We start from the raw sequence: 25,640 nt of genomic DNA on the forward strand, positions 1-25,640 counted from the left end.
AGCGCTCCGGCCCCTTCCGGGTGGAAAAGCCGCGAATTTGATGGGGGAGCGGGGCCCCTCCCCGCCGCGGCGTGCTCGGGCGAGCGTAAACTCGACTCTCGTGAACTCCTCGGAACCGGTCGACGTCGCCCTCATCGGTGGGGGCATCATGAGCGCCACGCTCGGCGCCCTCATCACCCAGCTGCAGCCCGACTGGACGATCGCCGCCTACGAGCGCCTCGGCGACGTGGCGCAGGAGTCGTCGAACCCGTGGAACAACGCGGGCACCGGTCACGCGGCCCTCTGCGAGCTGAACTACATGCCCGAGGCGGCCGACGGCTCCGTCGACCCGGCCAAGGCGATCCAGATCAACGAGCAGTTCCAGATCTCGCGCCAGTTCTGGTCGAGCCTGGTGGAGTCCGGCGACATCCGCGAGCCCTCCAGCTTCATCAACCCGGCGCCGCACATGACCTTCGTGCACGGCGAGGCCAACGTCGAGTACCTCCGCAAGCGCTACGAGGCGCTCAAGGACCAGCCGCTGTTCGCCGGCATCGAGTTCACCGAGAGCGTCAAGACCATCCACGAGTGGGCGCCCCTGCTGATGGAGCAGCGTCCCGCCGGCGGCGGCCCCTACGCGGCGACGCGCATGCCGGCCGGCACCGACGTCGACTTCGGCTCGCTGACCCACCAGCTGTTCGACCACGTCGTCGCCCACGGCGGCACGCTCGACACCGGCCGCGAGGTCACCGACATCACCCGGCAGAAGGACGGCACCTGGCGCCTCGACCTCAAGCAGGTCGTCGGAGGCACGCCCCAGTCGGTGACCGCCCGCTTCGTCTTCGTCGGCGCCGGCGGCGGTGCGCTGCACCTCCTGCAGAAGTCGGGCATCCCCGAGATCAAGGGCTTCGGAGGCTTCCCGATCTCGGGCCAGTTCCTCCGCACCGACAACCCCGAGCTGGTCGCTCGGCACAAGGCGAAGGTCTACGGCAAGGCCGCGGTCGGCGCGCCCCCGATGTCGGTGCCGCACCTCGATGCGCGCGTCGTCGACGGCGAGTCGTCCCTCCTCTTCGGCCCCTACGCGGGCTTCACGCCCAAGTTCCTGAAGCGGGGCTCGTGGCTCGACCTGCCCCTGTCGATCCGGCCGCACAACATCGGCCCGATGCTCGCGGTCGCCCGCGACAACCTCGACCTGATGAAGTACCTGATCGGCGAGGTGCTCGCCGGCCGTGGCAAGAAGATGAAGGCCCTGCGCGAGTTCCTGCCCACCGCCCGCGACGAGGACTGGTACCTGATCACGGCCGGCCAGCGCGTCCAGGTGATGAAGAAGGACGAGAAGAAGGGCGGCGTGCTGCAGTTCGGCACCGAGGTCATCACCGGAGGGGACGGCACGATCGCCGGCCTGCTCGGCGCCTCGCCCGGAGCCTCGACCGCCGTGCCGATCATGCTCGACATCGTGCAGAAGTGCTTCCCCGACCGGATGAAGGCCTGGGAGCCGCGGATCCGCGCACTGGTGCCGAGCTACGGCTCGACGCTCAACGACGCGCCCGAGAAGGCCGAGCAGACGGTCACCGCGACCGCCGAGACGCTGGAGCTGTCCGCCTCGGTCTGATCGGGTGCGACCCGTTCGAACGTATGTTCTAATGGCTCCATGAGGTGGAGCGGGCAGTCGATCGGCACGGCCGACGAGGCCGCGCTGCCCGGGCTCGTCAAGCTCACCGACCTGGTGCGGACGGTGCGCACGCCGGAGTTCGAGGGCATCACCTTCTACGAGGTGCTCGCGAAGTCGGCGCTCAACCGCGTGCACACCTCCTCGAAGATGCCGTTCGGCTGGAGCATCAACCCGATGCGCGGCTGCACCCACGCCTGCACCTACTGCTTCGCCCGGCCCACGCACGAGTACCTCGAGTTCGACGGCGGCCGCGACTTCGACTCGCAGATCGTCGTGAAGGTGAACGTCGCCGAGGTCCTCACCCGGGAGCTCGCCAAGCCGAGCTGGGAGCGGCACCCCGTGGCACTCGGCACCAACACCGATCCGTACCAGCGCGCCGAGGGCCGCTACCGGCTGATGCCGGGCATCATCGCCGCGCTCGCCGCCTCGGGCACCCCGATCTCGATCCTCACGAAGGGCTCGCTGCTGCGGCGAGACCTGCCGCTGCTCCGCGAGGCCGCCGAGCACGTCCCGGTCGACCTCGGAGTGTCGATCGCCGTCTACGACGAGGGCCTCCAGCGCTCCGTCGAGCCGGGTGCGCCGACCGCGGCGGCCAGGCTGGCGACGGTCACCGCGGCACGGGAGGCCGGCTTCGACTGCTCGGTGTTCCTGATGCCGATCCTGCCGTTCCTGACCGACACACGGGCGCACCTCGACGAGTCGCTCCGGGCCTGCCGCGAGGCGGGCGCCAGCACGATCATGTACTCGACCCTCTACCTCAAGCCCGGGGTGAAGGAGTGGTTCCTGCAGTGGCTCGGGCAGGAGCACCCCGAGCTGGTCGACAAGTACCGAGCGCTCTACCCGGGCCGCGACGCCTACGCGCCTCACGAGTACCGGCGCTGGCTCTCCGCGCGCATCCGCCCGCTGATGCGCGCGCACGGGCTCGAGCGCGGCGAAGAGGACCCGGCCACCGGCTCCGTCAAGTCCTCCGCCCTGAATTCGCTCGGGACGCTGCGGACCCTCGGCGGCGAGCGGCGCTCCCTCCAGCACGACGGGCTGCTGGTCGGGGAGCTCGGGCCGGAGCGCGCCGCGATCCTGCCCGGCGTCGGGCAGCCGACGCTGTTCTGAGCCGGGGGCGGGCCCGGCCGCGGCTAGGATCGTCCGCATGGTCACCCGCTCCGGTGAGCCCTCGGGCTCCTCCGCCCGGAGCGCCCGCGACGCGGCACCCCGTGCGGTCCGGCTCGGCCTGCTCGACCCGCGCGAGGACCTGCTCGCGGCGACAAGCGCGTGGATCCGCACCCACGCCCCGGACTTCGAGGTCGTCGTGGCCGCCTCCACCTGGCACGACCTGGTGACGAGCGATGTCTTCCCCACCCAGGTGGTCGTGATGGACGTCGAGCTGCGCGAGCCGATCTCGATCGAGGCGCGGATCCGGACCTGCCGGGCGGCCGGAGCCGCGGTCGTGGCGCTCTCCGCGAGCGAGGACGACGAGGTCCGCGAGCGCGCCCTGAAGGCCGGAGCGGTGCGGCACCTGGCGAAGTCGCGCCCGCTCGCCGAGGTGATGGAGCAGACCCGCGCCGCTCTCGAGATGCGCTCGGCCGACGTCTCGACCGCGCAGTGGCGGCCCCTGCCGTCCGGAGTCGCGGCGCAGCAGCGCCCACGGCTCAGCGCCGGCGAGCTGGAAGCGCTGCGCCTCTACGCGTCCGGATCGAGCACCCCTGAGGTCGCCGCCAAGATGAACGTGCAGTTCGAGACCGCGAAGACCTACCTGCAGCGCGTGCGCCGCAAGTACGTCGCCGTCGGCAGGCCCGCGAGCCGCCGGGCCGATCTGATCCGCCGCGCCGGCGAGGACGGGTTCCTCCCGTGACCGACCCCTGCTCACCCCGGGGGCCCCGCCTCCGGACCCGCCCCGAGGAGACCTGATGGCCAAGCTGTACTTCCGCTACGGAGCGATGAACAGCGGGAAGAGCACGTCGCTCCTGCAGGCCGCGCACAACTACGAGGAGCGCGGGCACCGGGTGCTGCTGGCCAAGCCGGCCGTCGACACGAAGGGCGAGGAGCTGATCGTGTCGCGGCTCGGCGTGACCCGTCCGGTGGACATCCTGTTCGAGCCCGACGGGGACCCGGTGGCCGTCTTCACCGCCGCCCGGGCCCGCGTGCTGGCCGAGTCGAAGCGCGACGTGAGTGCTCTGCTCGTCGACGAGGCGCAGTTCCTGCCGGAGTCGCACGTCGACGATCTGCTCCGGATCGCCATCCTCGAGAACGTGCCCGTCCTGGCGTACGGCATCCGCACGGACTTCCGCACCGCCGCGTTCCCGGGAAGCAGGCGGCTCCTGGAGATCGCCCACAGCCTCGAGGAGCTGAAGACGATCTGCCGGTGCGGGCGCAAAGCGATCTTCAACGGGCGCGTCGTGGACGGCCGCTTCGTCTTCGACGGCGATCAGGTCGCGATCGACGGAACGGCGGTCACCTACGAGTCGCTGTGCGGCGCGTGCTACCTCCAGGAGAGTCGCGGCCGGCTCCGCGGCTGACCGGTCGAGCGTTCCTCACCGGTGCGACACCCCTCCGAAACGAGGAAGTGGGTAGCCTGACGACGTGACAACACCGGAAACGGAATTACGCCTTTCGAAGCAGCAGGAAAGGTCGGGGGAAACGATGACGGCGCAAGGGGCACCGCTGAGGCGTCGGCCGTCGTGGGAGCAGGACTACCGGCGACGGCTGCTCATCACGGACGTCGTCGCGATCGTCCTCTCCGTCTTCGGCACGCAGCTCTTCTGGTTCGACCTGAACCTGAACTCGGACCTGGGGTTCAAGAACCCCGCCGACATCGCGGTCAGCTACACCTGGGTGTCCGTCGCCCTGTCGGTCGGCTGGCTCCTCGCCCTCCAGGTCTTCGACACGCGCGACCGCCGGATCGTCGGCACCGGCTACGTCGAGTACCGCCGCGTCGTCGACGCCTCCATCTGGCTCTTCGGCATCGTCGCGATCATCGCCTACCTGCTCCAGATCCTGCTGGCGCGCGGCTACATCATCACGGCGTTCCCCGCCGGGATCGTGCTGATCTGCGTCGGCCGCCTGGTCTGGCGCTCCTGGCTCACCCGGCAGCGCCGGGCGGGCCGCTTCTCGAGCCAGGTCGTGCTCCTCGGCTCCCGCGCGAGCGTCCTGCACACCGCACGCGAGCTGCGCCGCGGCACCGAGGCCGGCTACAAGCTCGTCGGCGCCGTCTCGACCTCGGTCGGCGGTGCGGACGCGCTGCGGAGCGAGCAGGAGCTCTCGGGCCTCGCGGTCCACGGGTTCACCGGGATCGACGGCGTCCGCGCCGTGATGGACGCCACCGGTGCCGACACGGTGGTCGTCACGAGCTCCGACGAGCTGGCGCCGCAGCGGATCCGCGAGCTGAGCTGGACGCTCGAGCCCGGGCGCGAGCACCTCGTCGTGGCGCCGAGCCTCACCGACATCGGCGGTCCGCGCATCCACACCCGCCCCGTCGCGGGCCTTCCGCTGATCCACGTCGAGACCCCGCGCTTCGACGGCCGCCAGCGGTTCGCCAAGCGGCTCTTCGACATCCTCGCGTCGACCATGCTGATCATCCTCAGCGCGCCGGTGCTCGTCGTCGTCGCCGTGCTGGTCAAGGTCACCAGCCCCGGGCCCGTGCTCTTCCGGCAGGAGCGCATCGGCCTGAACGGCGCGACCTTCGAGATGCTGAAGTTCCGCTCGATGGTCGTCGACGCGGAGGCGCGACTGGCGGCTCTCGCGTCGCAGCAGCGTGCGGAGGGGAACTCGATCCTCTTCAAGATGGCGAAGGACCCGCGCGTCACCCGGGTGGGCGCGATCCTCCGGCGCTTCAGCCTCGACGAGCTGCCCCAGTTCCTGAACGTCTTCCGCGGCGACATGTCCCTGATCGGCCCCCGCCCGCCGCTGGCCCGCGAGGTCGAGCAGTACGAGGAGCACGTGCACCGCCGCTTCCTGATGAAGCCGGGCATCACCGGGCTCTGGCAGGTCAGCGGACGCTCGAACCTCTCGTGGGAGGACACCGTCCGCCTCGACCTGTACTACGTCGAGAACTGGTCGATGACCGGCGACATCGTCATCCTCTTCAAGACCGCGCGCGCCGTCCTCGCCCGCGACGGGGCGTACTGATCGCCGGGGGGAGGGGCGCCGAGCCCCGCACCCTGTCCGTCTCGGTCCTCGAGACCCCGTTCCGCGTGGTCTTCGGACGCGGCGTCGGCGACGAGGACGCGGCGCGGATCGCCGACAGCTGGGCCGCCTGCGCGTCCGAGCCCGACGCGGGAGCACGCGACGTCCTCGCCGAGGTGGGGCACGATCCCTCCGTCCCGGTCGACGGCTCGCCCCGGGTCTCGAGCGCCACGCTGGCGCAGCTCGAGGAGTCCCTGACCTCGACCCTGACCCTCGAGGCGATCGGCGCCCGGCGCGCCGACCTGCTGATGCTCCACGCCTGCGGGATCTCCGACGAGTCCGGCCGCGTGCTGGCCTTCGTCGCCGCCTCCGGGACCGGCAAGACCACCATCGCCCGGACGCTCGGGTCCCGCTTCGGCTACATCACCGACGAGACGGTCGGCGTGACCCCGGAGGGGCGCGTCCTGCCCTATCCCAAGCCCTTGTCGGTGAAGCCGCTGACCGGATCGGCGCCGAAGGCGCAGCTGGCCCCCGGGTCGCTCGCCCTCCGACCGGTCCCGGAGGCGCCCCTGCGGCTGGCGGGAGTCCTCCTGCTCGAGCGCCGCGACGGCGTCGGGACGCCCTTCCTCGAGCACGTCGACCCGGTCGACGCGATCGAGGACCTGGTGCCGCAGACCTCCTACCTCTCGGCCCGCCCGCGGCCGATCGCCGATCTCGTCCGCACCCTCTCGGCGCTGGGCGGCGTCCGGCGACTGGTCTATTCCGAGGCCGCGAGCGTGGTGCACCTGGTCGAGGAGGTCTTCGCGTCCCTCGGCGCAGAGGCCCCGTCCGCCTGGTCCGAGGTGGTCTCCGTGCAGCTCGACGCTGTGGGCGAGGCCCTGCCCGGCACCGTCCTGCGCACCCCTGCGGACGACGCGGTGGAGCTCGCCGACGGCCAGCTGCTCGTGTTCTGCGGCGGCACCCTCGTGCGCCTGTCCGGGATCGGCCCGACGATCTGGCGGCACGCCGGCCAGGGCCCCGATCTGCCCGGTCTCGTCGCCGCGGTGCTCGAGGAGGCGGGCCCGCCGCCCGCCGGCGTCGATGCGGCGGCGGTCGTCGAGTCCGCCCTGGTCGAGCTCGAGGGCCTCGGAGTGATCACGAGAGGGACTCCGCCGCAGCCCACCCCCGACGGGTGGCACGGTTGACGCGCCTGGCGCCGAGGGCGCGGAAGCGCTGTGTCAGAATTCGGAAGAACCCGTCTCCGGCGCCCGCCGCGTGATCCGTACCAGCGAAGGAAATCTGACTCTGTGGAACTTCGAGACGTCCTCCGGCTGTTGCGCGACCACTGGATCCCGATCGTCGCGGCGATCCTCCTCGGCACTCTCGTCGCCTTCGGCTGGTCGCTGACGCAGAAGCCGCGGTACGTCGCCGACTCGCAGGGCCTCGTCTCCGTCGCCACTACCGGTGCCGACGACAGCCAGGCGATCTACACGCAGCAGATCGCGCAGTCCGTCGCCAAGTCGAGCCTCGCCACCTACGTCCCGATCGCCACCTCGCGCGACGTGGCGCAGATCGCGATCGACAGCCTCGGCCTCGACGTCTCGCCCGCCACGCTGATCTCGGCGATCGCGGTGCAGGCCGACACGGTCGCCCCGGTGATGAAGGTCAGCGCCACCGCCTCCACCCCCGAGGGCGCGCAGAAGCTCGCCGACGCCTGGGTCGCGGCCATCGCCACCAAGGTGCAGCAGGTCAACCAGGAGACGGGCGTCGGCGACACGGTCTCCCTCACCGTCCTGCAGACCGCCGCGCTCCCGTCCTCGCCGGCGTTCCCGAACCTGCGCCTCGTCCTCGCGGTCGGCGCGCTCGCGGGCCTCGTCCTCGGCCTCGTCTACGCGTTCGTCCGCAACACGCTGGACCGGCGCATCCGCACCGCCGAGATGGTCGAGCGCCTGTTCGACCTCCCCGTGGTCGGCACCCTCCCCGTCGACAAGCGCCTCAGCGAGACCAACCGCATCGTCCCCGAGGCCGACACGACCGACTACATCAAGGCCGACGGCAAGCACGCACTCGCCGAGGCGCTGCGCGAGCTCCGCACGAACCTGCAGTTCATGAACATCGACAGCCCGCCGCGCATCATCGTCGTGACGAGCCCGCTGCCCTCGGACGGCAAGTCGACGGTGACCGCGAACCTCGCGGTGACGCTCGCCGCCTCCGGCCAGCGGACCGTCGTCGTCGATGGCGACCTCCGCAAGCCCACCGTCGCCAAGTCGTTCGGCCTCGTTCCCGGCGTCGGCCTGACCGACCTGCTGATCGGCAAGGCGGAGCTGCAGGACGTCCTGCAGCCGTGGGGCCCGTCCGGCAACCTCTGGGTGCTCGGAGCCGGGTCGATCCCGCCGAACCCGTCCGAGCTGCTCGGCTCCAACGGCATGGACATCCTCCTGCACGAGATCGCTCGCGAGGCCATCGTGATCGTCGATGCGCCGCCGCTCCTGCCCGTCACGGACGGCGCCATCCTCACCGCCCGCACCGACGGCGCGCTCGTGGTCATCTCCGCGGGCAGGACGACGACCGACGAGCTGGGCAAGGCGATCCAGAACCTCGAGCGGGTCAGCGGCCACACCCTCGGCGTGATCCTCAACCGCGTGCCCGCGCGCGGCCAGGTCGGCCGGGGCTACGGCTACTACTACACGAGCTACTACGGCTCCGAGCGATCGGGTGCCCGCCCGGACACGGCCGTCGAGCCCGAGCCCGCGTCGACCTCGGCCTGAGCGCCCCGCGATGATCTTCCCGGGAGACGACTCCGCCCGCCCCGCCCGCCGGAGCTGGCGACCGGACGAACCGGTCGCCGCCTCCGCCGCGCCCGTCTTCACCGTGCTCTCGGTCTGCACCGGCAATATCTGCCGGTCGCCGATGGCGGAGCAGCTGCTGCGCGCCGCACTCGCCGACGCGACCTCACCCGCGGGAGGTCCGCTCTTCGCGTTCACGAGCGCCGGAGTGAGGACGCGCGACGGACTGCCGATGGACCCGGTCTCGGCCCGCTTCTCGGCTCAGCACGGGGGAGACCCGGCCGCGCACACGAGCGCGGTGCTCGGCGACGCGATCGTCGGCGACGCCGACCTCCTGCTCACGATGACGCGCGACCACCTGGTCGACGCCTCCCGGCGCTTCCCGTCGCTCCTCCTCCGCGGCTTCACGCTGCTCGAGTTCGCCCGCGTGCTGCCGTTCGTGCTGCGGGAGGTGCCGCTGCCGACGATCGAGGACCCCGCCGCGCGACTCCGCGCCGTCGTGCGGCTCGCCGCCGCCCACCGCGGGCGCGCCCCGCGGGGCGAGGGCGGCGACGACATCGAGGACCCGATCGGCCGCAGCGAGGCCGTGCACGAGCGCGTGGCGGCGCAGATCGCGGCGGCTGTCGCCGACCTCTCCCGTGATCTGAGAGCATTGGCGCGGCGGTAGTCGCGCGTCCGCGGGCGCGCTGACGCCTCGCCGCATCGCATCGCTCCTCCTCACCGTCGCGACCGCGACACGAACCCGCCACGATTCGGAGAACCCCTGTGAAGCTTTCTGTCATCGGCTGCGGCTACCTCGGTGCCGTCCACGCTGCCGCCATGGCCGAGCTCGGCCACGACGTCATCGGCATCGACGTCGACCAGAAGAAGATCGACGCCCTGGCCGCCGGCACCGCGCCGTTCTTCGAGCCCGGCCTCCCGGAGCTGCTGTCCTCCGGCGTCGCCTCCGGGCGCCTGCGCTTCTCGACCGACATGGCGGACGCCGCCGGTGCGGCCGTGCACTTCGTCGCCGTCGGCACCCCGCAGAAGCCGGGCGAGAACGCCGCGGACATGACCTACGTCGACTCGGCGATCGACGGTCTCCTGCCCTACCTCGAGGCGGACTCCCTCGTCGTCGGCAAGTCGACCGTCCCCGTCGGCACAGCCGCCCGCCTGGCCGACCGCATCGCCTCCTCCGGTGCGACCCTCGCCTGGAACCCCGAGTTCCTCCGCGAAGGCTTCGCCGTGAAGGACACGATCAGCCCCGACCGCCTCGTCTACGGCGTGCCCGCAGGCGAGGCCGGAGCAGCGGCGAAGGCGACCCTCGACGAGGTCTACGCGACGGCGCTCGCGGCCGAGACCCCGCTCGTGGTCACCGACTACGCCACCGCCGAGCTGGTGAAGGTCTCGGCCAACGCCTTCCTCGCGACCAAGATCTCGTTCATCAACGCGATCGCCGAGATCGCGGAGGTCACCGGCGCGGACGTCACGCAGCTCGCCGACGCGATCGGCTACGACGTGCGGATCGGCCGCCGCTTCCTGAACGCGGGCATCGGCTTCGGAGGCGGCTGCCTCCCGAAGGACATCCGCGCCTTCTCGGCCCGCGCCGACGAGCTCGGCGTCGGCGAGTCCGTCGCCTTCCTCAAAGAGGTCGACGCGATCAACCTGCGTCGCCGTCAGCGCGTCGTCGACCTCGTCACCGAGGGCCTGGGCGGCTCCGTCGAGGGCCGCCGCATCGCGGTGCTCGGTCTGGCGTTCAAGCCGGAGTCGGACGACATCCGCGACTCGCCGTCGCTCGACGTCGCCGCGCGCCTGCACGACCTCGGTGCGACCGTGGTCGCGACCGACCCCGAGGCGATCGAGAACTCGCGCCGCCGCTACCCCGAGATCACCTACACGACCGACGTCGACGAGGCGCTGGCCGGTGCCGACGCCGTGGTCGTCGTGACGGAGTGGAAGCAGTTCCGCGCCCTCGACCCCGCGGCCACGGCGGCGAAGGTGGCCAACACCTTCCTCGTCGACGGTCGCAACTGCCTCGACCCCGCCGCCTGGCGTGCGGCCGGCTGGGAGTACCGCGGCCTCGGCCGCTGACGCGGCGGAGCCGTCGTCTCAGCGGACGCGGCTCGGCTGATCCGCCACGACGCCGGAGGTGCCGCGGAGGGGGATGTGCGCGAAGGCGTCGTCCCACTCCGCCGCCCTCCGGCGTCGTCGTGCGCGGACGACCATCCGGAGCAGTACGCCGGCGACCGCGCCGAGGAGGGCGCCGGAGGTGTTCATCACGACGTCGTCGACGGTGGCGAAGCGCGCCGAGAGGAAGAGCAGCTGGCCCGCCTCGATGAGCGAGCTCACGACGGCGCCGACGGCGACGGCGACCCACGCCCTCCGGAGCCGCAGGTTGAGGGCCAGGAGCAGCCCCAGGGGCACGAACAGGGCGATGTTGGCAGTCGACTCGATGAACGCGTAGTCGACCATCGGGAGGCCGTGCCGGGCGAACCAGGAGGTCACCCGGCCGAGATCCCCCCGCACTCCCGCATCGACGGGCGTCGGCCAGAAGGCGATCGCTGCGAGCGCGACCACGTAGGGCACGCCGATGGCGAGGGTGAGGCGGGTGAGCGACCGGGTCACGGTGCTCCTCTCGTCGGTCGTCGGTCGTCGGGCGGGGGCGGCGACGACGGCGGAAGAACAGTCTCGCTCCCGGCTGCTGGGATCGGGCCGGGAGGCGCGGGGGAGTGGGCTGGAGGCACGCCCGTGCGCAGGACGCTCGGGATGCCGACAGGGGTGCTCGAGCCGGAGAGCGCGGGGCGGTGATCGCGCCGGCTCCGTCGTCGACCGGGCTCCGGCCCGGGCGAGCATCCGCCTGCGGGCGAGCCCCGCCACAGCAGAATTCCGAGAACGCCCCGGGAACGACGAAGCCCGGCCGGATCATCGATCCTGGCCGGGCTTCTCACCGGTCGGGGTAGCGGGATTCGAACCCACGACCTCCTCGTCCCGAACGAGGCGCGCTACCAAGCTGCGCCACACCCCGGTGTGCTCATCACGGAGAACCGCTCACGAGCCTCGACAATAGTAGCCGATTTCCGGACCGCCGTCGGACACCCCTCGTCAGGCCGCCGGAGTGAGCGTGACGAGGGTCACCTCGGGCCGGCAGGCGAAGCGCACCGGTGCGTAGATCGAGGTGCCGACTCCGGCGGACACGTTGAGGTACGAGCTGCGCAGTCCGTTGTCCCACGTCGTCGAGCCGGCGACCTTGTCGCGCGGGATGTCGCAGTTGGTGACGAGGGCGCCGAAGCCCGGGACGCAGACCTGCCCGCCGTGCGTGTGCCCGGCGAGGATCACCTCGGCGCCGCGGGCGACGAAGTCGTCGAGGATGCGCTGGTAGGGCGCGTGCGCCACGCCGATGCTGACCCCGGCCGGTCCGTCCTCCGCGCCGCGCAGCTCGTCCACGGCTCCGGCGACGAGGTCGATGCGGTCGAGGCCGATGTGCGGGTCGTCGACGCCGAAGAACTCGATGCGCGTCCCCTTCACCGTGATGCTCTCGGCGCGGTTGTTGAGGTCCACCCAGCCGAGCCCGTCCGAGAAGAAGCCGGTCAGCCCGTCGGTGTCGAGATCGGCCTCGTGCTGCTTGGGGTTCTTGGAGGGGCCGACGAAGTAGCGGAGCGGGTTCTTGATCCGAGGGCCGAAGTAGTCGTTGGATCCGTTGACGAAGGCGCCGGGGATCCCGGCGAAGGGCTCCAGGGCCCGGCGGATGCCGAGCACGCCGTCGCGGTGGCCGAGGTTGTCGCCGGTGTCGACCACGACGTCGGGCGCCAGGGCGAGGAGCGAGCGGATCCACTCCTGCTTCTTGCTCTGCCACGGGGCCATGTGCAGGTCCGACACGTGCAGGACGCGGATCGGCTCGGAACCGGCGGGCAGCACCGGGAACGACGTGCGCCGGACGGTGAACAGCGTCCGCTCGACGCCGATGCCCCAGGCCGCGGCGACGGCTCCGGCCGCGGCGACGGTCGCGAGGGCGGTGGTGAGGGGGCGACGGGTGCGTCCGGTCATGGGTCCTTCTCTCGCACGTCGGCCGCGAGCGCGGCCGCGTTCATTCTGCCGGACGCTCCCTCGGGAGCAGCCGGGGGTGCGGGGGCTCAGCCCGCGCGGGGCGGGGCGCCCGGTCCGGCGCTGATCTGCAGGGTGATCTCCGCGCCCCGGGAGACGCGCGACCCGGCGGGCGGGTTCGTCTGCGCGACCGTCCCTGCCGGGCGGTCGGAGGGGACCGGAGAAGTGTCGACGCGGACCGTGAAGCCGACGGAGCGCAGGCGTGAGGCCGCCGCAGAGGGGCTCTGCCCGGTGACCTGGGGCACGGCCTCCTGCGGAGCGTCGACGAGCGAGCGGACCGGAGCCGGGAACGCCGTCCCGCCGTACTTGGCGTCGGCGACGCGCATGATGCGCGGCCAGATCTGGTGGCGCACCTGACCGGCGTTCACCCGGTTGAGACTGAATCCGCGCATGGAGGTGAAGCCGGTCACGTTGCCGACCCAGGTGGCGGTGGCGACCTCGGTGCTCGCGCCGACCATCCACGTGTGCAGCGCGTCGTCCGTGGTGCCGGTCTTGCCGATGTGCGGCACCCCGGTGCGGGGGTTGGAGGGGGCGCCGGTGCCGCCCGTCACCACCTGCTGCAGGGCGTAGCCGGCGGTCGCGGCCACCTCCTCGGACATCCCCTGGCTGCACTCGGAGGCGGGCGGCGCGACGTCCGCGCCCGTGCGGTCGACGATCCGGTCGATCGCGATGGGCGTGCAGACGGTGCCCTTGTTCGCGAAGCCGGCGAAGGCCGTGGCCATCGTGAGCGGAGCGATCTCGTTGGTGCCGAGGATGGTCGGCGCGAGCTTCTGCAGCTCGGTCCCGTCGGCACGGTGCACGCCCATCGCCAGCGCCGTGTTGCGGATGCCGCAGAGGTCCAGCTGCTGGGCCATGGCGGCGAACGAGGTGTTGATCGAGCCGGTCGTGGCCTGCAGGGCCGTGGTCACTCCTCCGTTGCCGCCCTCGTCGTTCCCGGGGTTCCAGGACTCGCCGTAGTAGACGCCGTCGGGCTCGCAGCTGTCACGGAAGGTCGTGTAGGCGCGGCGGGTGCCGTCGACGCTCTCGCCGAGCGAGTGCCCCTCCTGCAGCCACTCCGCGAGGGTGAACACCTTGTAGGTCGAGCCGACCTGGAATCCCGAGGAGCCGCCGTACCCGAAGTCGGTGTTGTAGTTGACGCTCGTGTAGTTGGGGCCCGTCAGGTCCGGATCGTTGGAGTAGTCCTTGTTCTGGGTCATCGCGAGGATGCGGCCGGTGCCGACCTCGACCGAGACGCTCGCGCTGCCGATGTTCACGTTCGCCATCGACTTGGGCACCCAGTCGTCGGTGGCCGAGACGGCGGCCTGCTGCAGGTCGGAGTCGAGGGTCGTGTAGATCCGGTAGCCGCCGCGCTTGAAGGTGGCGTCGCGCTCGTCCTGACTCGCACCGAACGCGTCGTCGTTCTTGATGACCCAGGTGACGTAGTCGCAGAAGAAGGCCGCGACTCCGGCCGTCTGGCAGCCGGTGCTCGGCTCGGTGATGTTCGGCGTCACGGGCTCGGCGACGGCCGCCTGCGCCTGCTCGGACGTCACCTTCGACTCGAGGTCCATGCGGGTGACGATGTAGTCGCGCCGGTCCCGGGTCTGCGGGTAGCCCTCCGCGGCGGGGTTCGCCGGGTCGCCGGGCCGGTCGAAGCGGAACTTCTCGGGGTTGTTCACGATCGCGACGAGCGCGGCGGACTGCGCGAGCGAGAGGTCCTTCGCGCTCACTCCGAAGTAGTAGCGGGCGGCCGCCTCGACGCCGTAGACGGTGCCGCCGAACAGGGCGATGTTGAGGTAGCCCAGCAGGATGTCGTTCTTCGGATACTCCTTCTCGAGCCCGATGGCGAGCCGCATCTCCGCGACCTTGCGCTCCGGAGTGGTCTCCGTGGCCTCGCGGTAGGCCGCGTCGCGCTCGATCGGATCGCTGAGCGCCTCCGCCTTCTGCACGAGCACGTTCTTGACGTACTGCTGCGTGATGGAGGAGCCGCCCTGGACGTCCCCGCCCATGGCCGTCGTCGCGGCCGCGCGGACGGTGCCGAGCAGATCGATGCCGCCGTGCTCGTAGAAGCGGGGGTCCTCGGAGGCGACCACGGCGTCCTTCACGAACGGCGAGATCTCGTCCCAGCCCACCTCGACGCGGTTCTGGGCGTAGAAGGAGGCGAGCAGCACGTCGCCGCCGGAGGAGTCCTTCGCGTACACGTCGCTCTTCTCGGCGAGCGTGCCGATCTCGAGGTACTCGGGGAGGTTGTCGAACATCTCCACCGTGTTGCCGGCGGCCATGCCGCTCAGCGCGATCGCCGGCGTCACCGAGGCGGCCACCAGGACTCCCGCGACGACGCTCATGGCGACGATGCCGATCAGACCGCCGACGGCGCCCCCGATGGTCTTCACGACTCTGGTCCCGCCCTGCCCCGACATAGAATCAGCGTAGTCGCCGCGCTCGGACGAGCCGCGGCGCTCATCCCGCCGACGCGCGGCGCTCAGCAGTCGTCCCGCACCGGCCGCACCCGAGGAGAGCCATGTCCGTCCCGCGCTGGGAGTACATCACCACCCCGCTGATGATCCACAACACCACGGCGATCCTGAACACCTGGGGATCCGAGGGCTGGGAGCTGGTCCAGATCGTGACCGGTCCCGAGGGCGGCCTCGTCGCGTACCTCAAGCGCCCCGTCGCCGAGGCCGGCGCGTGATCGCCGAGCGCCTCGCGGAGCTCGGCGTCGAGCTGCCCGCCGTGGCGGTCCCCGCCGGCGCCTACGTCCCCGCCGTCGTGCACGGCGGCCTCGTCTACACGGCGGGGCAGATCCCCTTCGTCGACGGCGCTCTGCCGCTGGTCGGCAAGGTCGGCGACGAGGTGTCGCCCGAGCAGGCGAAGGAGCTGGCCCGCACCTGCGCCCTCAACGCGCTCGCGGCCGTCGCCGACGCGATCGGATCGCTCGACCGGGTGACGCGGATCGTGAAGCTCACCGGCTTCGTCGCGTCCGCCTCCGGCTTCACCGGGCAGCCCGGCGTGATCAACGGCGCCTCGGAGCTGCTCGGCGACGTGTTCGGCGAGCCCGGCCGTCACGCGCGCTCGGCCGTCGGGGTGGCGGAGCTGCCCCTCGGCGCTCCCGTCGAGGTCGAGCTGATCGTCGCCTTCGACTGACGCACCGCCCCCTCCGGCCCACACGGCGGGAGGGGGCGGCGCCCGGTCAGTCCGCGGCGATCGCGGAGGAGATCACCTCCATCACCTGCGTGTCCGCGAGCGTCGTCGTGTCGCCCACGGCACGTCCCTCCGCCACGTCGCGCAGCAGCCGGCGCATGATCTTCCCCGAGCGGGTCTTGGGCAGCTCCTGCACCACGAAGATCCGCTTCGGGCGGGCGATCGCGCCGATGTGCTCGGCGACGTGCGCCTTCAGGGTGGCCTCGAGCTCGTCGTGTCCGTGGGCCAGCGCCTCGGCCTGGCTCGCCTTCGCGATCACGAACGCGACCACGGCCTGGCCGGTGGTCTCGTCCGCGGCTCCCACGACGGCCGCCTCGGCGACGACCGGGTGCGAGACGAGGGCCGACTCGATCTCGGCCGTCGAGAGGCGGTGGCCGGAGACGTTCATCACGTCGTCCACGCGCCCCAGGAGCCAGAGGTCGCCGTCCTGATCACGACGCGCCCCGTCGCCCGCGAAGTAGCGGTCGCCGAACTTCGACCAGTAGGTCTCGACGTACCGCTCCGGGTCGCCCCAGATGCCGCGCAGCATCGCCGGCCAGGGCTCGGTGATCACGAGCAGTCCGCCCTCGTCGGCGCCGACCGGCGTCCCGGAGTCGTCGACCACGTCGATCGAGATCCCCGGCAGAGCGACCTGCGCCGACCCGGGCTTGAGAGTCGTCACTCCGGGCAGGGGGGACACCATCATCGCGCCGGTCTCGGTCTGCCACCAGGTGTCGACGATGGGGGTGCGGCCGCCGCCGATGACGTCGCGGTACCAGACCCACGCCTCCGGGTTGATCGGCTCGCCGACCGATCCGAGCAGGCGCAGGCTCGAGAGGTCGAAGCGCTGCGGGATCTGCCGGCCGAGCTTCATGAAGGAGCGGATCGCCGTGGGCGCCGCGTAGAGGATCGTCACGCCGTGCTTCTCGACGATCTCCCACCAGCGGCCGGGATGCGGGCTGTCCGGAGTGCCCTCGTACATCACCTGGGTGGCGCCGTTGGCGAGCGGGCCGTAGACGACGTAGCTGTGTCCGGTGATCCAGCCCACGTCCGCGGTCGACCAGTAGACGTCCGACTCGGGGTGCAGGTCGAAGACCGCGCGGTGCGTGAAGGCGACCTGGGTGAGGTACCCGCCGCTGGTGTGCAGGATGCCCTTGGGCTTCCCGGTCGTGCCGCTCGTGTAGAGGATGAAGAGGGGCTGCTCGGCGGGGAACGGCTTGGCGACGTGGTCGGCGTCGACCGCCACGATCTCCTCGTGCCACCAGAGGTCGCGCCCCTCGTGCCAGGCGACCTCGTTGCCTCCGCGGCGCACGACCAGGACGTGCTGGACGCTGGACTCGCCGCCGAGGGCGAGCGCGGCGTCGACCGCCGGCTTCAGGGGCGAGACGGCGCCCTTGCGCCAGCCGCCGTCGGCGGTGATGACGAGTGTCGCCTCCGCGTCGTCGATCCGCGCGCGGAGGCTCTCGGCGCTGAAGCCGCCGAAGACGACGGAGTGGACCGCCCCCAGCCGGGCGACGGCCAGCATCGCGATGACCGCCTCCGGGATCATGGGCAGGTAGATCGCGACGCGGTCGCCGGCGCGGACGCCGAGGCTCGTGAGCAGGTTCGCGGCGCGCTTCACCTCGGCGGTGAGCTCGGCGTAGGTGATCGAGCGGGAGTCGCCGGGCTCGCCCTCCCAGTGCAGGGCGACGCGGTCGCCGTGGCCGGCCAGGACGTGGCGGTCGAGGCAGTTGTAGGCCACGTTCAGCTCACCGTCGTCGAACCACTTCGCGAACGGGGGCTCGCTCCAGTCGAGCGTGCGCGTGAACGGCCGGTGCCAGTGCAGGAGCTCGCGGCTCCGGTCGGCCCAGAAGGCGAGGCGGTCGGCCGCGGCCTCGTCGTAGAGCGCGGCGGTCGCGACCGCTCCGGCGGCGAGATCGGCCGGCGGCGGGAACCGGCGGGTCTCGTGGAGGAGGTTGTCGATGGCGTTCCGGTCGGCGGCCGGGGCGTCGGGGGGAGTGGACATCTGCGATTCGCTCCTTCGCGAGTGAGACGTTCGCCGGCCCGCGCGGTCGGCGTCGCACCACCGTAGCGCCCGCCTCCAGCGGGGATCGCCGAGCGCCGCAAGCTGAGTGCGGGGCGGGTGTCGGATAAGAGTCCGCAGAGAACAGGATCCGGGCTTGGCGAATCGCGATCCGTCCCCTACAGTTGCATACGGCCGAATGAACTTCGGCCCAGCGGCGCAAGTGATTCCCCCCAATCCAGCGCCGCCGAGGCGGCACCTGTTCCCCCCAATGGGTGCCGCCCCCTTCTTCCCGCCGGATCCGGCGGAGGGACGCCCCCGCTCGAGCCCTGCTCGCGGGGGCGTTTCCGCGTTGCCGGGACGTCTCCTCGTCGACTGGGCTTCTCTGCGCCGTGGGGCCCCTCCTCGGAGCGGCTCCCTGCCGAGAGCCCCGGGCCGCCCCTGCGCGCGCGTCCGGCCCGGGTCGTTCCTCCACAGGCGCCGACGCGGGCGTCTCTCCTCCGATCGGGCAGGGAGCGCCCCGGCGCGCGGAACGGGCTCCTAGCGTGCCGGGATGACCCGCGACTTCGTCCCCCTCGTCCCCGCCGAGCACCGCCGCGACCCGCTGCCGGTGCGGCCCGCCGCCGCCGGTCTCGGGCTGCTCGCGCCGCACGCCGCGGACCCCGCGGTGACCGACCTCTTCGTGAACGGCGGCGCGGGCCTCTGGATCGACCGGGGCGGTGGTGCGGAGCGGGTTCCGGAGTGGACGCTCGACGCCGCCGGAGCACGGCGGCTGGCCGTCGCGCTGGTCGCGGCCGGTGGACGGCACGTCGACGAGGCGAGCCCGTGCGTGGACGTCAGGCTCCGCCACGGGGTCCGCGTGCACGTCGTGCTGCCGCCGGTGGCGACCGGGGGAGCGCTCGTGTCGGTGCGGGTGCCGCGGTCGGACTCCTGGACGCTCGGGGAGCTGCAGGCGGCCGGGATGCTGGACGACGACGGAGTGCGGCTTCTGCGCCGGGCGGTCCGCGAGCGGTGGAACCTGCTGATCACGGGAGCCGGTGGATCAGGCAAGACCACCCTGCTCGGCGCCCTGCTCGGGTGCGCGGCGCCGACCGAGCGGATCGTCGCCATCGAGGACGTCGGCGAGCTCCGGTCGGCGCACCCGCACGTCGTCTCGCTCGAGGCGCGGCAGCCCAACCTCGAGGGCGCCGGTGCCGTGGGCCTGGACCGGCTCGTGCGGGAGGCGCTGCGGATGCGTCCGGACCGCCTGGTCCTCGGCGAGTGCCGCGGCGTCGAGCTGCGCGAGCTGCTGTCCGCGCTGAACACCGGGCACGACGGCGGTGCGGGGACCCTCCACGCGAACTCCCTCGAGGACGTGCCCGCGCGTCTCGAGGCGCTCGGGGTCCTCGCGGGACTCGGGCCCGAGGCGATCGCCCGCCAGACGGTCAGCGCGATCGACCTGGTGCTCCACCTCGAGCGCCGCGACGGGCGGCGGCGGCTGGCGGCATTCGGGACGTTCGCGCTCGACGCGGCCGGCCGCCTGAGGGTCGAGGACGGGTCGCTCCCGAGCGCCTCGAGGTCGAGCGCGTGACGGGCCGCGACGGGCTGGACGAGGTCGCGGCCGTCGTGCACCGACTGGCCGTCCTCCTCGCGGCGGGAGTGGCTCCCGCGTCGGCCCTCGGGCATCTCGCGGGGGCGGAGGGGGCGGACAGCGGGGACGCGCGGCGGCGGCGACTGCTCCGGGCGGTGTCGGAGGAGGCCGGCCGCGGGGGCGACGTGACGGAGGCGCTGCTGCGCGGGACGCCGGTTTCGCGGCGGAGCGGCTCGGAGCGGAAGCGGCCGCGACGGCGAGCGCCGGACACCGGTGAGGCGACCGCGTGGGCGGCGCTGGCCGCCGCGTGGCGGGTGGCCGCCGACTCCGGCGCGCCGGTCGCCGCCGCTCTCGGCGAGCTGGCGGAGTCCCTGCGCGAGCTGGCGCGCGCCCGCCGGGACATCGAGGTGGCTCTGGCCGGTCCCTCCGCCACCGGGAGGGTCGTGAGCGCGCTGCCGCTGGCGGCGCTGGGTCTGGGGGCACTGCTGGGCTTCGACGTGGTCGGCGTGCTCCTCGGGACGGTGCCCGGTGCGGTCTGCCTGGTGGGGGGAGCCGGGTTGATGGCGGCCGCGCACGCGTGGACGCGGCGCCTCGTCCGAAGCGCGGCCCCGGCCGATCCGGCGCCCGGGCTCGCGCTCGACCTCCTCTCGGTGGCGCTGGCCGGTGGCGGCTCGATCGAGTCGTCGCGCGCCCGGGTCGTGGCGGCGCTCGCCGAGTGCGGGCTCGACTCGGGCGAGCGCGTGCTCTCCGACGCGGACCCGGTGCTCGCCCTCTCCGCGGCAGCGGGCGTGCCGGCCGGACGCCTGCTCCGGAGCGAGGCGGCTCTGGTCCGGGCACGGGCGTCCTCCGGGGCGCGGGAGCGAGCCGCTCGGCTCGGCGTGACCCTGATGCTGCCGCTCGGGATCTGCGTGCTGCCGGCGTTCCTGCTGCTCGGAGTGGCTCCGATGGTCGTCTCGGTGCTGCTCTCGACGTTCTCGGTGGCGGCGTGACGCGGTCGACCGCTCCTCCACAGGGGCGGGATCGGGAAGCGCCTCCACGGATCGGCCGGAGGGCCGATCGGCGGGATCGGGAGTCCGCGATCCTCGGAGGAGGGGCACGGAGCGGGGCGGAACGGAGCAGGACGGATGAGAAGTGACACGGCGATCAGCGGCGGGGGAGTCTCCCGGAGTCGAGGACTCGGTAGGAGCAGGGATGCGGGAAGTCGTGTGCCCGGAACGAGCCGGGGCTCGAGGAGCGGCGGAGGTGCGGCGTCCGGCGGAGGAACGGGCATCGACGTCTCCGCGGGGCGCGTCGAGTGGCGCCGACCCGGGTGGGGAGGTCTCGGCGCTCTGGGCGACGAGGAGGGGTCGGCGACGGCGGAGTACGCGATCGCGACGATGGCCGCGGTCGGCTTCGCCGGGCTGCTGGTGGTCATCCTCAAGGGCGACGAGGTGCGGAGCATCCTGACCGACCTGGTGACCCGCGCGCTCACCGCGGCGGGATGAGAGGCCTTCCGCTGCTGCGCGGGCGGCTCGTCCAGGAGGAGGGCTCGGCCACGGCCGAGCTCGCGCTCGTGCTCCCGGCGGTGGTCGCGGTGCTGGCGCTGTGCCTGGGGTCGGTGGCGGCCTCGGCGCAGTACGTCCGGCTCGTCGACGCGGCCGCCGACGCGGCGCGGTCCGCGGCCCGGGGCGACGACCCCCGCGCGCCGCTCGCCCGGGTGGCGGGGGCGTCGCTCACGGCGGGGGAGCAGGACGGACTGGTCTGCGTCGACGTCGCGGCCCGGCTGCGCCCGCTCCCGGCGGTGTCGCTCCCGGTCTCGGTCCGGTCCTGCGCGCTGGGCGGGGGCGGATGATCCGCCGACTCCCCGGGGCTGTCCGCGACCGGGAGGAGGGCTCGGCCGCGGTCGTGGCGATCGGAGTCGTCGCGGGCACGATCCTGGTGACGGCCGCCGTGCTCGCCGGCTGCGCAGGAGTCGTCGGGCACCAGCGAGCGGTCGCCGCCGCGGACGCCTCGTCCCTGGCAGCGGCCGACGTCGCCTCCGGCCTGCTGGCCGGGGATCCGTGCGGACGTGCCGCCGCCGTGGCCCGCGCGAACGGCGCCGAGCTCGTCCTCTGCGACGTCGACGGGGGCGTCGCGAGAACGGAGGCGGCCGTCGCCGCGGGTCCGCTCTCCCTCACGGCGCGGTCGAGGGCCGGCCCGCCGCCCTGAGGGCGGAGGCAGCAGCGGGCGTCGTCCGGACCGAGGTTCGGGCGACGCCGCGGGAGCGCGTCAGTCGGAGGAGAGTCGCTGGTACCGGTACGCGGCGGCGGTCGGCAGGGCGCCCGCGCCCTCGTCGTGCTCGAGGCCCCCGGCGAGGAGGTAGATGTAGCGGGAGCCCGCCCTCGCCCCGGGGATCTCGAGGCGTGCGGCGGGGGCCTGATCGTCGCCGTATCCCCGGCGGAGGGTCTTGCCCTCCAGCGGTCCGTCGAGGAGCTTGGCCGTGTAGGCGGAAGTCGTGGTGGTGTGCGTCGTTGCCATGCCTCATCATGCGCCGATCGGCGCCGCGCGTCACCCCCGCCGACGGCAGGCCGGGCAGGCGGCTCCGAGGCCGTGTCCAGCGTCCTCCCGAGGTCCCCGTGTCCTCGGGAGGGGGCAGGACGTCCGGGGTCAGTGTGTATGGTGTGCCTGTCGGGCGCCCCCGCCGATGGGGACGCGTCGCCGTTCCCCGCACCACGTCGCCGCGCACCGTCTCCCCGCAGCAGGGGACGTCGGACCACTGGTCGTCCGACCCGACAGCACCAATCGAGGAGAACTGTGTCCGGCACGAAGAAGCTGGTGATCGTCGAGTCGCCGGCGAAAGCCAAGACCATCGCCCAGTACCTGGGCGACGGCTACGAGGTGCTCGCCTCCGTCGGGCACATCCGCGACCTCATCGAGCCGAAGAACCTCCCCCCGGAGCTGAAGAAGGGCCCGCTGGGCAAGTTCTCCGTCGACGTCGACAACGGCTTCGAGCCCTACTACGTCGTGTCCGACCAGAAGAAGAAGACGGTCGCCGACCTCAAGCGCGCGCTGAAGAACGCCGACGAGCTCTACCTCGCCACTGATGAGGACCGCGAGGGTGAGGCCATCGCGTGGCACCTCCTCGAGGAGCTCAAGCCCAAGGTCCCCGTGCACCGCATGGTCTTCCACGAGATCACGAAGGACGCGATCCAGAAGGCGCGCGACAACACCCGGGACATCGACACCTCCCTGGTCGACGCCCAGGAGACCCGCCGCATCCTCGACCGCCTCTACGGCTACGAGATCTCGCCCGTGCTGTGGCGCAAGGTCGGCCCCGGGCTCTCGGCCGGCCGGGTGCAGTCGGCCGCGACCCGCCTGGTGGTCGACCGCGAGCGGGAGCGCCTGGCGTTCGTGTCGGCGAGCTACTGGGACCTCGCCACCGTGCTCGCACCCGAGTCGGACGCCGCGGCGGGCTTCGACGCCCGCCTGGCGCGGCTCGACGGCAAGCGGATCGGAAGCGGCCGCGACTTCGACGACCGCGGTCAGCTGAAGGGCGACGTCACCGTCCTCGACGAGTCCACCGCCGGTGCCCTCGCCGAGGCGCTGCGCGACCCCGCCACCACGGTCCGGGTCTCGAACCTCGAGTCCAAGCCGTACTCGCGCCGCCCCGCCGCCCCGTTCACCACGTCCACGCTCCAGCAGGAGGCGGCGCGCAAGCTCCGCTTCTCGGCGCGCCAGACGATGAGCGTCGCGCAGTCGCTCTACGAGAACGGCTTCATCACCTACATGAGGACCGACTCGCCCGGGCTCTCGCAGCAGGCGCTGAACGCGGCACGCACTCAGGCCGCGTCCCTCTACGGAGCCGAGACCGTCCCGGACAAGCCCCGCCTGTACTCCGGCAAGAACAAGAACGCGCAGGAGGCGCACGAGGCCATCCGGCCCGCGGGCGAGACCTTCCGCACCCCGGACCAGCTCTCGGGCACCCTCCGCGGCAACGACCTCCGCCTCTACGAGCTCATCTGGAAGCGCACCGTCGCCTCGCAGATGGCCGACGCCAAGGGCTCGACCGCCACCGTGACGCTGCTCGCCGAGCCGGCCGGCGACGTCGCGAAGACCGCCGAGTTCACCGCCTCCGGAACCGTCATCACCTTCCGCGGATTCCTGCTCGCCTACGAGGAGGGGCGCGACGAGGAGCGTCACGGCGCCCGCGACGAGAAGGACGCCAAGCTGCCGGTGCTCGAGGTCGGCCAGAGCCTGGTCGTCGCCGAGGTCGAGGCCAAGGGCCACGAGACCTCGCCGCCCCCGCGCTACACGGAGGCGAGCCTGGTCAAGGCGCTCGAGGAGCTCGGCATCGGCCGGCCCTCGACCTACGCGTCGATCATCTCCACCATCGTCGACCGCGGCTACGTCACTCCGCGCGGGACCGCCCTCGTGCCCAACTGGATCGCCTTCTCGGTGGTCCGGCTGCTCGAGGACTTCTTCTCCGACCTGGTGGAGTACGACTTCACCGCCGAGATGGAGGGCGACCTCGACCGCATCGCCGGCGGCGAGGAGGACCGCGTCGCCTGGCTCAACCGCTTCTACTTCGGCGGAGGCACGCACCCCGGGCTCCGACACGTCGTGGACAACCTCGGCGAGATCGATGCGAAGAGCATCAACTCCGTCCGGATCACGGACGACATCACCCTGCGCATCGGCAAGTACGGCCCCTACCTCGAGGTGGCCCAGGAGGAGGGGCAGGAGACGCCGCGTCGCGTCAACCTGCCGCTCGAGCTGGCTCCCGACGAGCTCACGCCCGCCAAGGCGCAGGAGCTCGTCGACGCCCCGGTGCAGACCGACCGCGTGCTGGGAAGCAACCCCGACTCGGGCAAGACCGTCGTCGTCAAGGACGGGCGCTTCGGCCCCTACGTGACCGAGGTCGATCCGGAGCCGGAGACCGCGGCGGATCCCGCCACCGGGGAGGTCGTCGAGCCCGTGCCCGCGAAGCGCGGCGCGAAGAAGCCCGCTGTCGTGAAGCCGCGCACCTCCTCCCTCTTCAAGTCCATGGACGTCGCGTCGATCGACCTGGCGACGGCGCTGCGCCTGCTCGACCTGCCGCGCACGGTCGGCGACGACCCCGAGAGCGGCGAGCCGATCACGGCTCAGAACGGCCGGTACGGCCCGTACATCAAGAAGGGCACCGACAGCCGGTCGCTCACCAGCGAGGACCAGATCTTCGAGGTCGACCTGCCGACGGCGCTCGAGATCTTCGCCCAGCCGAAGTACGGGGCGCGACGCGCGTCGAGCGCGCTGAAGGAGTTCGAGGCGGACCCCGTCAGCGGCAAGCCGATCCGGATCCGCGACGGACGCTTCGGCGCCTATGTGACCGACGGCGAGACCAACGTCACGATCTCCAAGGGCCTCACGATCGAGGAGATCGACTTCGAGCAGGCGGTCCAGATGCTCGCCGACAAGCGCGCGAAGGGCCCGGCCAAGAAGGCTCCGGCCAAGCGCGCGCCGGCCAGGAAGCCCGCGGCGAAGACGACCGCGGCCAAGACGACGGCGGCCAAGACGACGGCGGCCAAGACGACGGCGGCCAAGACGACAGCGGCCGCCAAGAAGACGACCGCAGCGAAGAAGCCCGCCGCGCCCCGCGCCACCGCCGCGAGCCGCGCGGCTGCGGCGGCTGCCGCCGAGACGTCGGACGCGACGGAGTCGTGACCGGGCTGTTCGTCACCCTCGAGGGCGGGGACGGCGCGGGCAAGACCACGCAGGCCCGGCTGCTCGAGGAGTGGCTGGGCACGCGGGGCGAGACCGTCGTCCGCACCCGCGAGCCCGGAGGAACCGAGGTGGGCCTGCAGATCCGCGAGATCGTTCTGCACCACCGCGGCGAGATCGATCCGCGGGCCGAGGCCCTGCTCTACGCGGCGGACCGCGCTCAGCACATCGGGACGCTCGTGCGACCGGCGCTCGAGCGCGGCGAGGTCGTCGTGCAGGACCGCTACATCGACTCCTCCGTCGCCTACCAGGGAGCCGGGCGGGTCCTCGACGCCGTCGAGGTCCGGCGGCTCTCGGAGTGGGCCACCCACGACCTGAGGCCCGACCTCACCGTCCTGCTCGACCTCGACCCCGCCGTCGCGCGGGGCCGGCTCGACGCGGCCCGCACGCGCTTCGACCGGCTGGAGGCCGAGAAGGCGGAGTTCCACGGGCGCGTGCGCGAGGCGTTCCTGGCGATCGCCGAGACGGACGCCGAGCGCTTCCTCGTCGTGGACGCCGGTCTCCCCGTCGAGGAGATCGCGGCCGCGGTGCGGGAGCGGGTCGCCGTCCTCCTCGACGGCGCGTCGGCTGTCGGTGCTCGCGGTTAGC

At 72.5% G+C, this 25,640-nt stretch carries 23 protein-coding genes and 1 tRNA gene; 18 read left to right on the forward strand and 6 right to left on the reverse strand.

What is annotated here, in order from left to right:
- The first annotated feature begins 40 nt into the window (after window positions 1-40).
- The 9 genes from C5C39_RS06100 to C5C39_RS06140 all read left to right on the forward strand — a co-directional run bounded on the left by C5C39_RS06100 (window position 41) and on the right by C5C39_RS06140 (window position 10,599).
- Entirely contained in the window at window positions 41-1,588 is a 1,548-nt protein-coding gene (locus C5C39_RS06100) for a malate:quinone oxidoreductase (protein WP_104233746.1), read from the forward strand.
- Between the two features lie 39 nt (window positions 1,589-1,627).
- Entirely contained in the window at window positions 1,628-2,755 is a 1,128-nt protein-coding gene (locus tag C5C39_RS06105) for an Rv2578c family radical SAM protein (RefSeq protein ID WP_104352902.1), read from the forward strand.
- A 37-nt stretch (window positions 2,756-2,792) separates the two neighbouring features.
- Window positions 2,793-3,494 (forward strand): LuxR C-terminal-related transcriptional regulator, encoded by a 702-nt coding sequence (locus tag C5C39_RS06110; RefSeq protein ID WP_104352903.1) that lies wholly within the window; start codon window positions 2,793-2,795, stop codon window positions 3,492-3,494.
- Between the two features lie 55 nt (window positions 3,495-3,549).
- On the forward strand, window positions 3,550-4,158 hold the full coding sequence (locus C5C39_RS06115) for a thymidine kinase (protein ID WP_104227256.1): 609 nt from the start codon (window positions 3,550-3,552) through the stop codon (window positions 4,156-4,158).
- 124 nt (window positions 4,159-4,282) lie between these two features.
- A complete protein-coding gene (locus C5C39_RS06120) occupies window positions 4,283-5,767 on the forward strand; it encodes a sugar transferase (RefSeq protein WP_104222171.1) in 1,485 nt (494 codons plus the stop codon).
- Window positions 5,768-5,832: 65 nt separating this feature from the next.
- A complete protein-coding gene (locus C5C39_RS06125) occupies window positions 5,833-6,948 on the forward strand; it encodes a hypothetical protein (RefSeq protein WP_104352904.1) in 1,116 nt (371 codons plus the stop codon).
- 102 nt (window positions 6,949-7,050) lie between these two features.
- Window positions 7,051-8,511: a polysaccharide biosynthesis tyrosine autokinase gene (locus C5C39_RS06130; RefSeq protein WP_159939611.1), complete on the forward strand. Its 1,461-nt coding sequence runs from the start codon at window positions 7,051-7,053 to the stop codon at window positions 8,509-8,511.
- 10 nt (window positions 8,512-8,521) lie between these two features.
- The gene (locus C5C39_RS06135; RefSeq protein ID WP_104352905.1) at window positions 8,522-9,196 is read left to right on the forward strand and encodes a low molecular weight phosphatase family protein; all 675 of its coding nucleotides are present in this window, start codon (window positions 8,522-8,524) and stop codon (window positions 9,194-9,196) included.
- 98 nt (window positions 9,197-9,294) lie between these two features.
- Window positions 9,295-10,599 (forward strand): UDP-glucose/GDP-mannose dehydrogenase family protein, encoded by a 1,305-nt coding sequence (locus C5C39_RS06140; RefSeq protein ID WP_104222179.1) that lies wholly within the window; start codon window positions 9,295-9,297, stop codon window positions 10,597-10,599.
- Window positions 10,600-10,617: 18 nt separating this feature from the next.
- On the opposite strand, the gene C5C39_RS06145 is transcribed toward C5C39_RS06140, so the two are convergent.
- The 4 genes from C5C39_RS06145 to C5C39_RS06160 all read right to left on the reverse strand — a co-directional run bounded on the left by C5C39_RS06145 (window position 10,618) and on the right by C5C39_RS06160 (window position 15,005).
- Entirely contained in the window at window positions 10,618-11,133 is a 516-nt protein-coding gene (locus C5C39_RS06145) for a VanZ family protein (RefSeq protein WP_244229599.1), read from the reverse strand.
- 326 nt (window positions 11,134-11,459) lie between these two features.
- Window positions 11,460-11,533, reverse strand: a tRNA-Pro gene (locus tag C5C39_RS06150).
- A 77-nt stretch (window positions 11,534-11,610) separates the two neighbouring features.
- Entirely contained in the window at window positions 11,611-12,552 is a 942-nt protein-coding gene (locus C5C39_RS06155; RefSeq protein WP_104233739.1) for a metallophosphoesterase, read from the reverse strand.
- A gap of 86 nt (window positions 12,553-12,638) precedes the next feature.
- Window positions 12,639-15,005 (reverse strand): transglycosylase domain-containing protein, encoded by a 2,367-nt coding sequence (locus C5C39_RS06160; RefSeq protein WP_104250595.1) that lies wholly within the window; start codon window positions 15,003-15,005, stop codon window positions 12,639-12,641.
- 101 nt (window positions 15,006-15,106) lie between these two features.
- On the opposite strand from C5C39_RS06160, the gene C5C39_RS17440 reads away from it, so the two are divergent.
- Window positions 15,107-15,277, forward strand: a complete 171-nt coding sequence (locus C5C39_RS17440) for a hypothetical protein (protein WP_164861113.1) — start codon at window positions 15,107-15,109, stop codon at window positions 15,275-15,277.
- A complete protein-coding gene (locus C5C39_RS06165; RefSeq protein WP_219812178.1) occupies window positions 15,274-15,729 on the forward strand; it encodes a RidA family protein in 456 nt (151 codons plus the stop codon). Before C5C39_RS17440 ends, C5C39_RS06165 begins: the two co-directional genes overlap by 4 nt.
- A 46-nt stretch (window positions 15,730-15,775) precedes the next feature.
- On the opposite strand, the gene acs is transcribed toward C5C39_RS06165, so the two are convergent.
- Complete coding sequence (gene acs / locus C5C39_RS06170) at window positions 15,776-17,770, reverse strand: acetate--CoA ligase (protein ID WP_104352907.1); 1,995 nt, start codon at window positions 17,768-17,770, stop codon at window positions 15,776-15,778.
- A 550-nt stretch (window positions 17,771-18,320) separates the two neighbouring features.
- Between acs and C5C39_RS06175 the strand changes: the two genes are divergently transcribed.
- The 5 genes from C5C39_RS06175 to C5C39_RS06195 all read left to right on the forward strand — a co-directional run bounded on the left by C5C39_RS06175 (window position 18,321) and on the right by C5C39_RS06195 (window position 21,524).
- Window positions 18,321-19,337, forward strand: a complete 1,017-nt coding sequence (locus C5C39_RS06175) for a TadA family conjugal transfer-associated ATPase (RefSeq protein WP_104352908.1) — start codon at window positions 18,321-18,323, stop codon at window positions 19,335-19,337.
- Entirely contained in the window at window positions 19,334-20,326 is a 993-nt protein-coding gene (locus tag C5C39_RS06180; RefSeq protein WP_104227249.1) for a type II secretion system F family protein, read from the forward strand. The genes C5C39_RS06175 and C5C39_RS06180 overlap by 4 nt, the downstream gene beginning before the upstream one ends.
- 216 nt (window positions 20,327-20,542) lie before the next feature.
- Entirely contained in the window at window positions 20,543-20,821 is a 279-nt protein-coding gene (locus C5C39_RS06185) for a DUF4244 domain-containing protein (protein ID WP_244229600.1), read from the forward strand.
- On the forward strand, window positions 20,818-21,168 hold the full coding sequence (locus C5C39_RS06190) for a TadE family type IV pilus minor pilin (RefSeq protein ID WP_104292274.1): 351 nt from the start codon (window positions 20,818-20,820) through the stop codon (window positions 21,166-21,168). Before C5C39_RS06185 ends, C5C39_RS06190 begins: the two co-directional genes overlap by 4 nt.
- Window positions 21,165-21,524 carry an Rv3654c family TadE-like protein gene (locus C5C39_RS06195; protein WP_104222195.1) on the forward strand — a complete coding sequence of 120 codons (360 nt, stop codon included), beginning with the start codon at window positions 21,165-21,167 and terminating at the stop codon, window positions 21,522-21,524. The genes C5C39_RS06190 and C5C39_RS06195 overlap by 4 nt, the downstream gene beginning before the upstream one ends.
- Window positions 21,525-21,584: 60 nt before the next feature.
- Here C5C39_RS06195 and C5C39_RS06200 read toward each other — a convergent pair whose 3' ends face one another.
- Window positions 21,585-21,833: a hypothetical protein gene (locus C5C39_RS06200; protein ID WP_104222197.1), complete on the reverse strand. Its 249-nt coding sequence runs from the start codon at window positions 21,831-21,833 to the stop codon at window positions 21,585-21,587.
- Between the two features lie 276 nt (window positions 21,834-22,109).
- Between C5C39_RS06200 and topA the strand changes: the two genes are divergently transcribed.
- The gene (gene topA / locus C5C39_RS06205) at window positions 22,110-24,995 is read left to right on the forward strand and encodes a type I DNA topoisomerase (protein WP_104329499.1); all 2,886 of its coding nucleotides are present in this window, start codon (window positions 22,110-22,112) and stop codon (window positions 24,993-24,995) included.
- Window positions 24,992-25,639: a dTMP kinase gene (gene tmk, locus C5C39_RS06210; RefSeq protein ID WP_104352909.1), complete on the forward strand. Its 648-nt coding sequence runs from the start codon at window positions 24,992-24,994 to the stop codon at window positions 25,637-25,639. Before topA ends, tmk begins: the two co-directional genes overlap by 4 nt.
- The last annotated feature ends 1 nt before the right edge of the window (window position 25,640 follow it).

The sequence above is a fragment of the Rathayibacter sp. AY1F3 genome (assembly GCF_002931975.1).
GTDB lineage: Bacteria > Actinomycetota > Actinomycetes > Actinomycetales > Microbacteriaceae > Rathayibacter.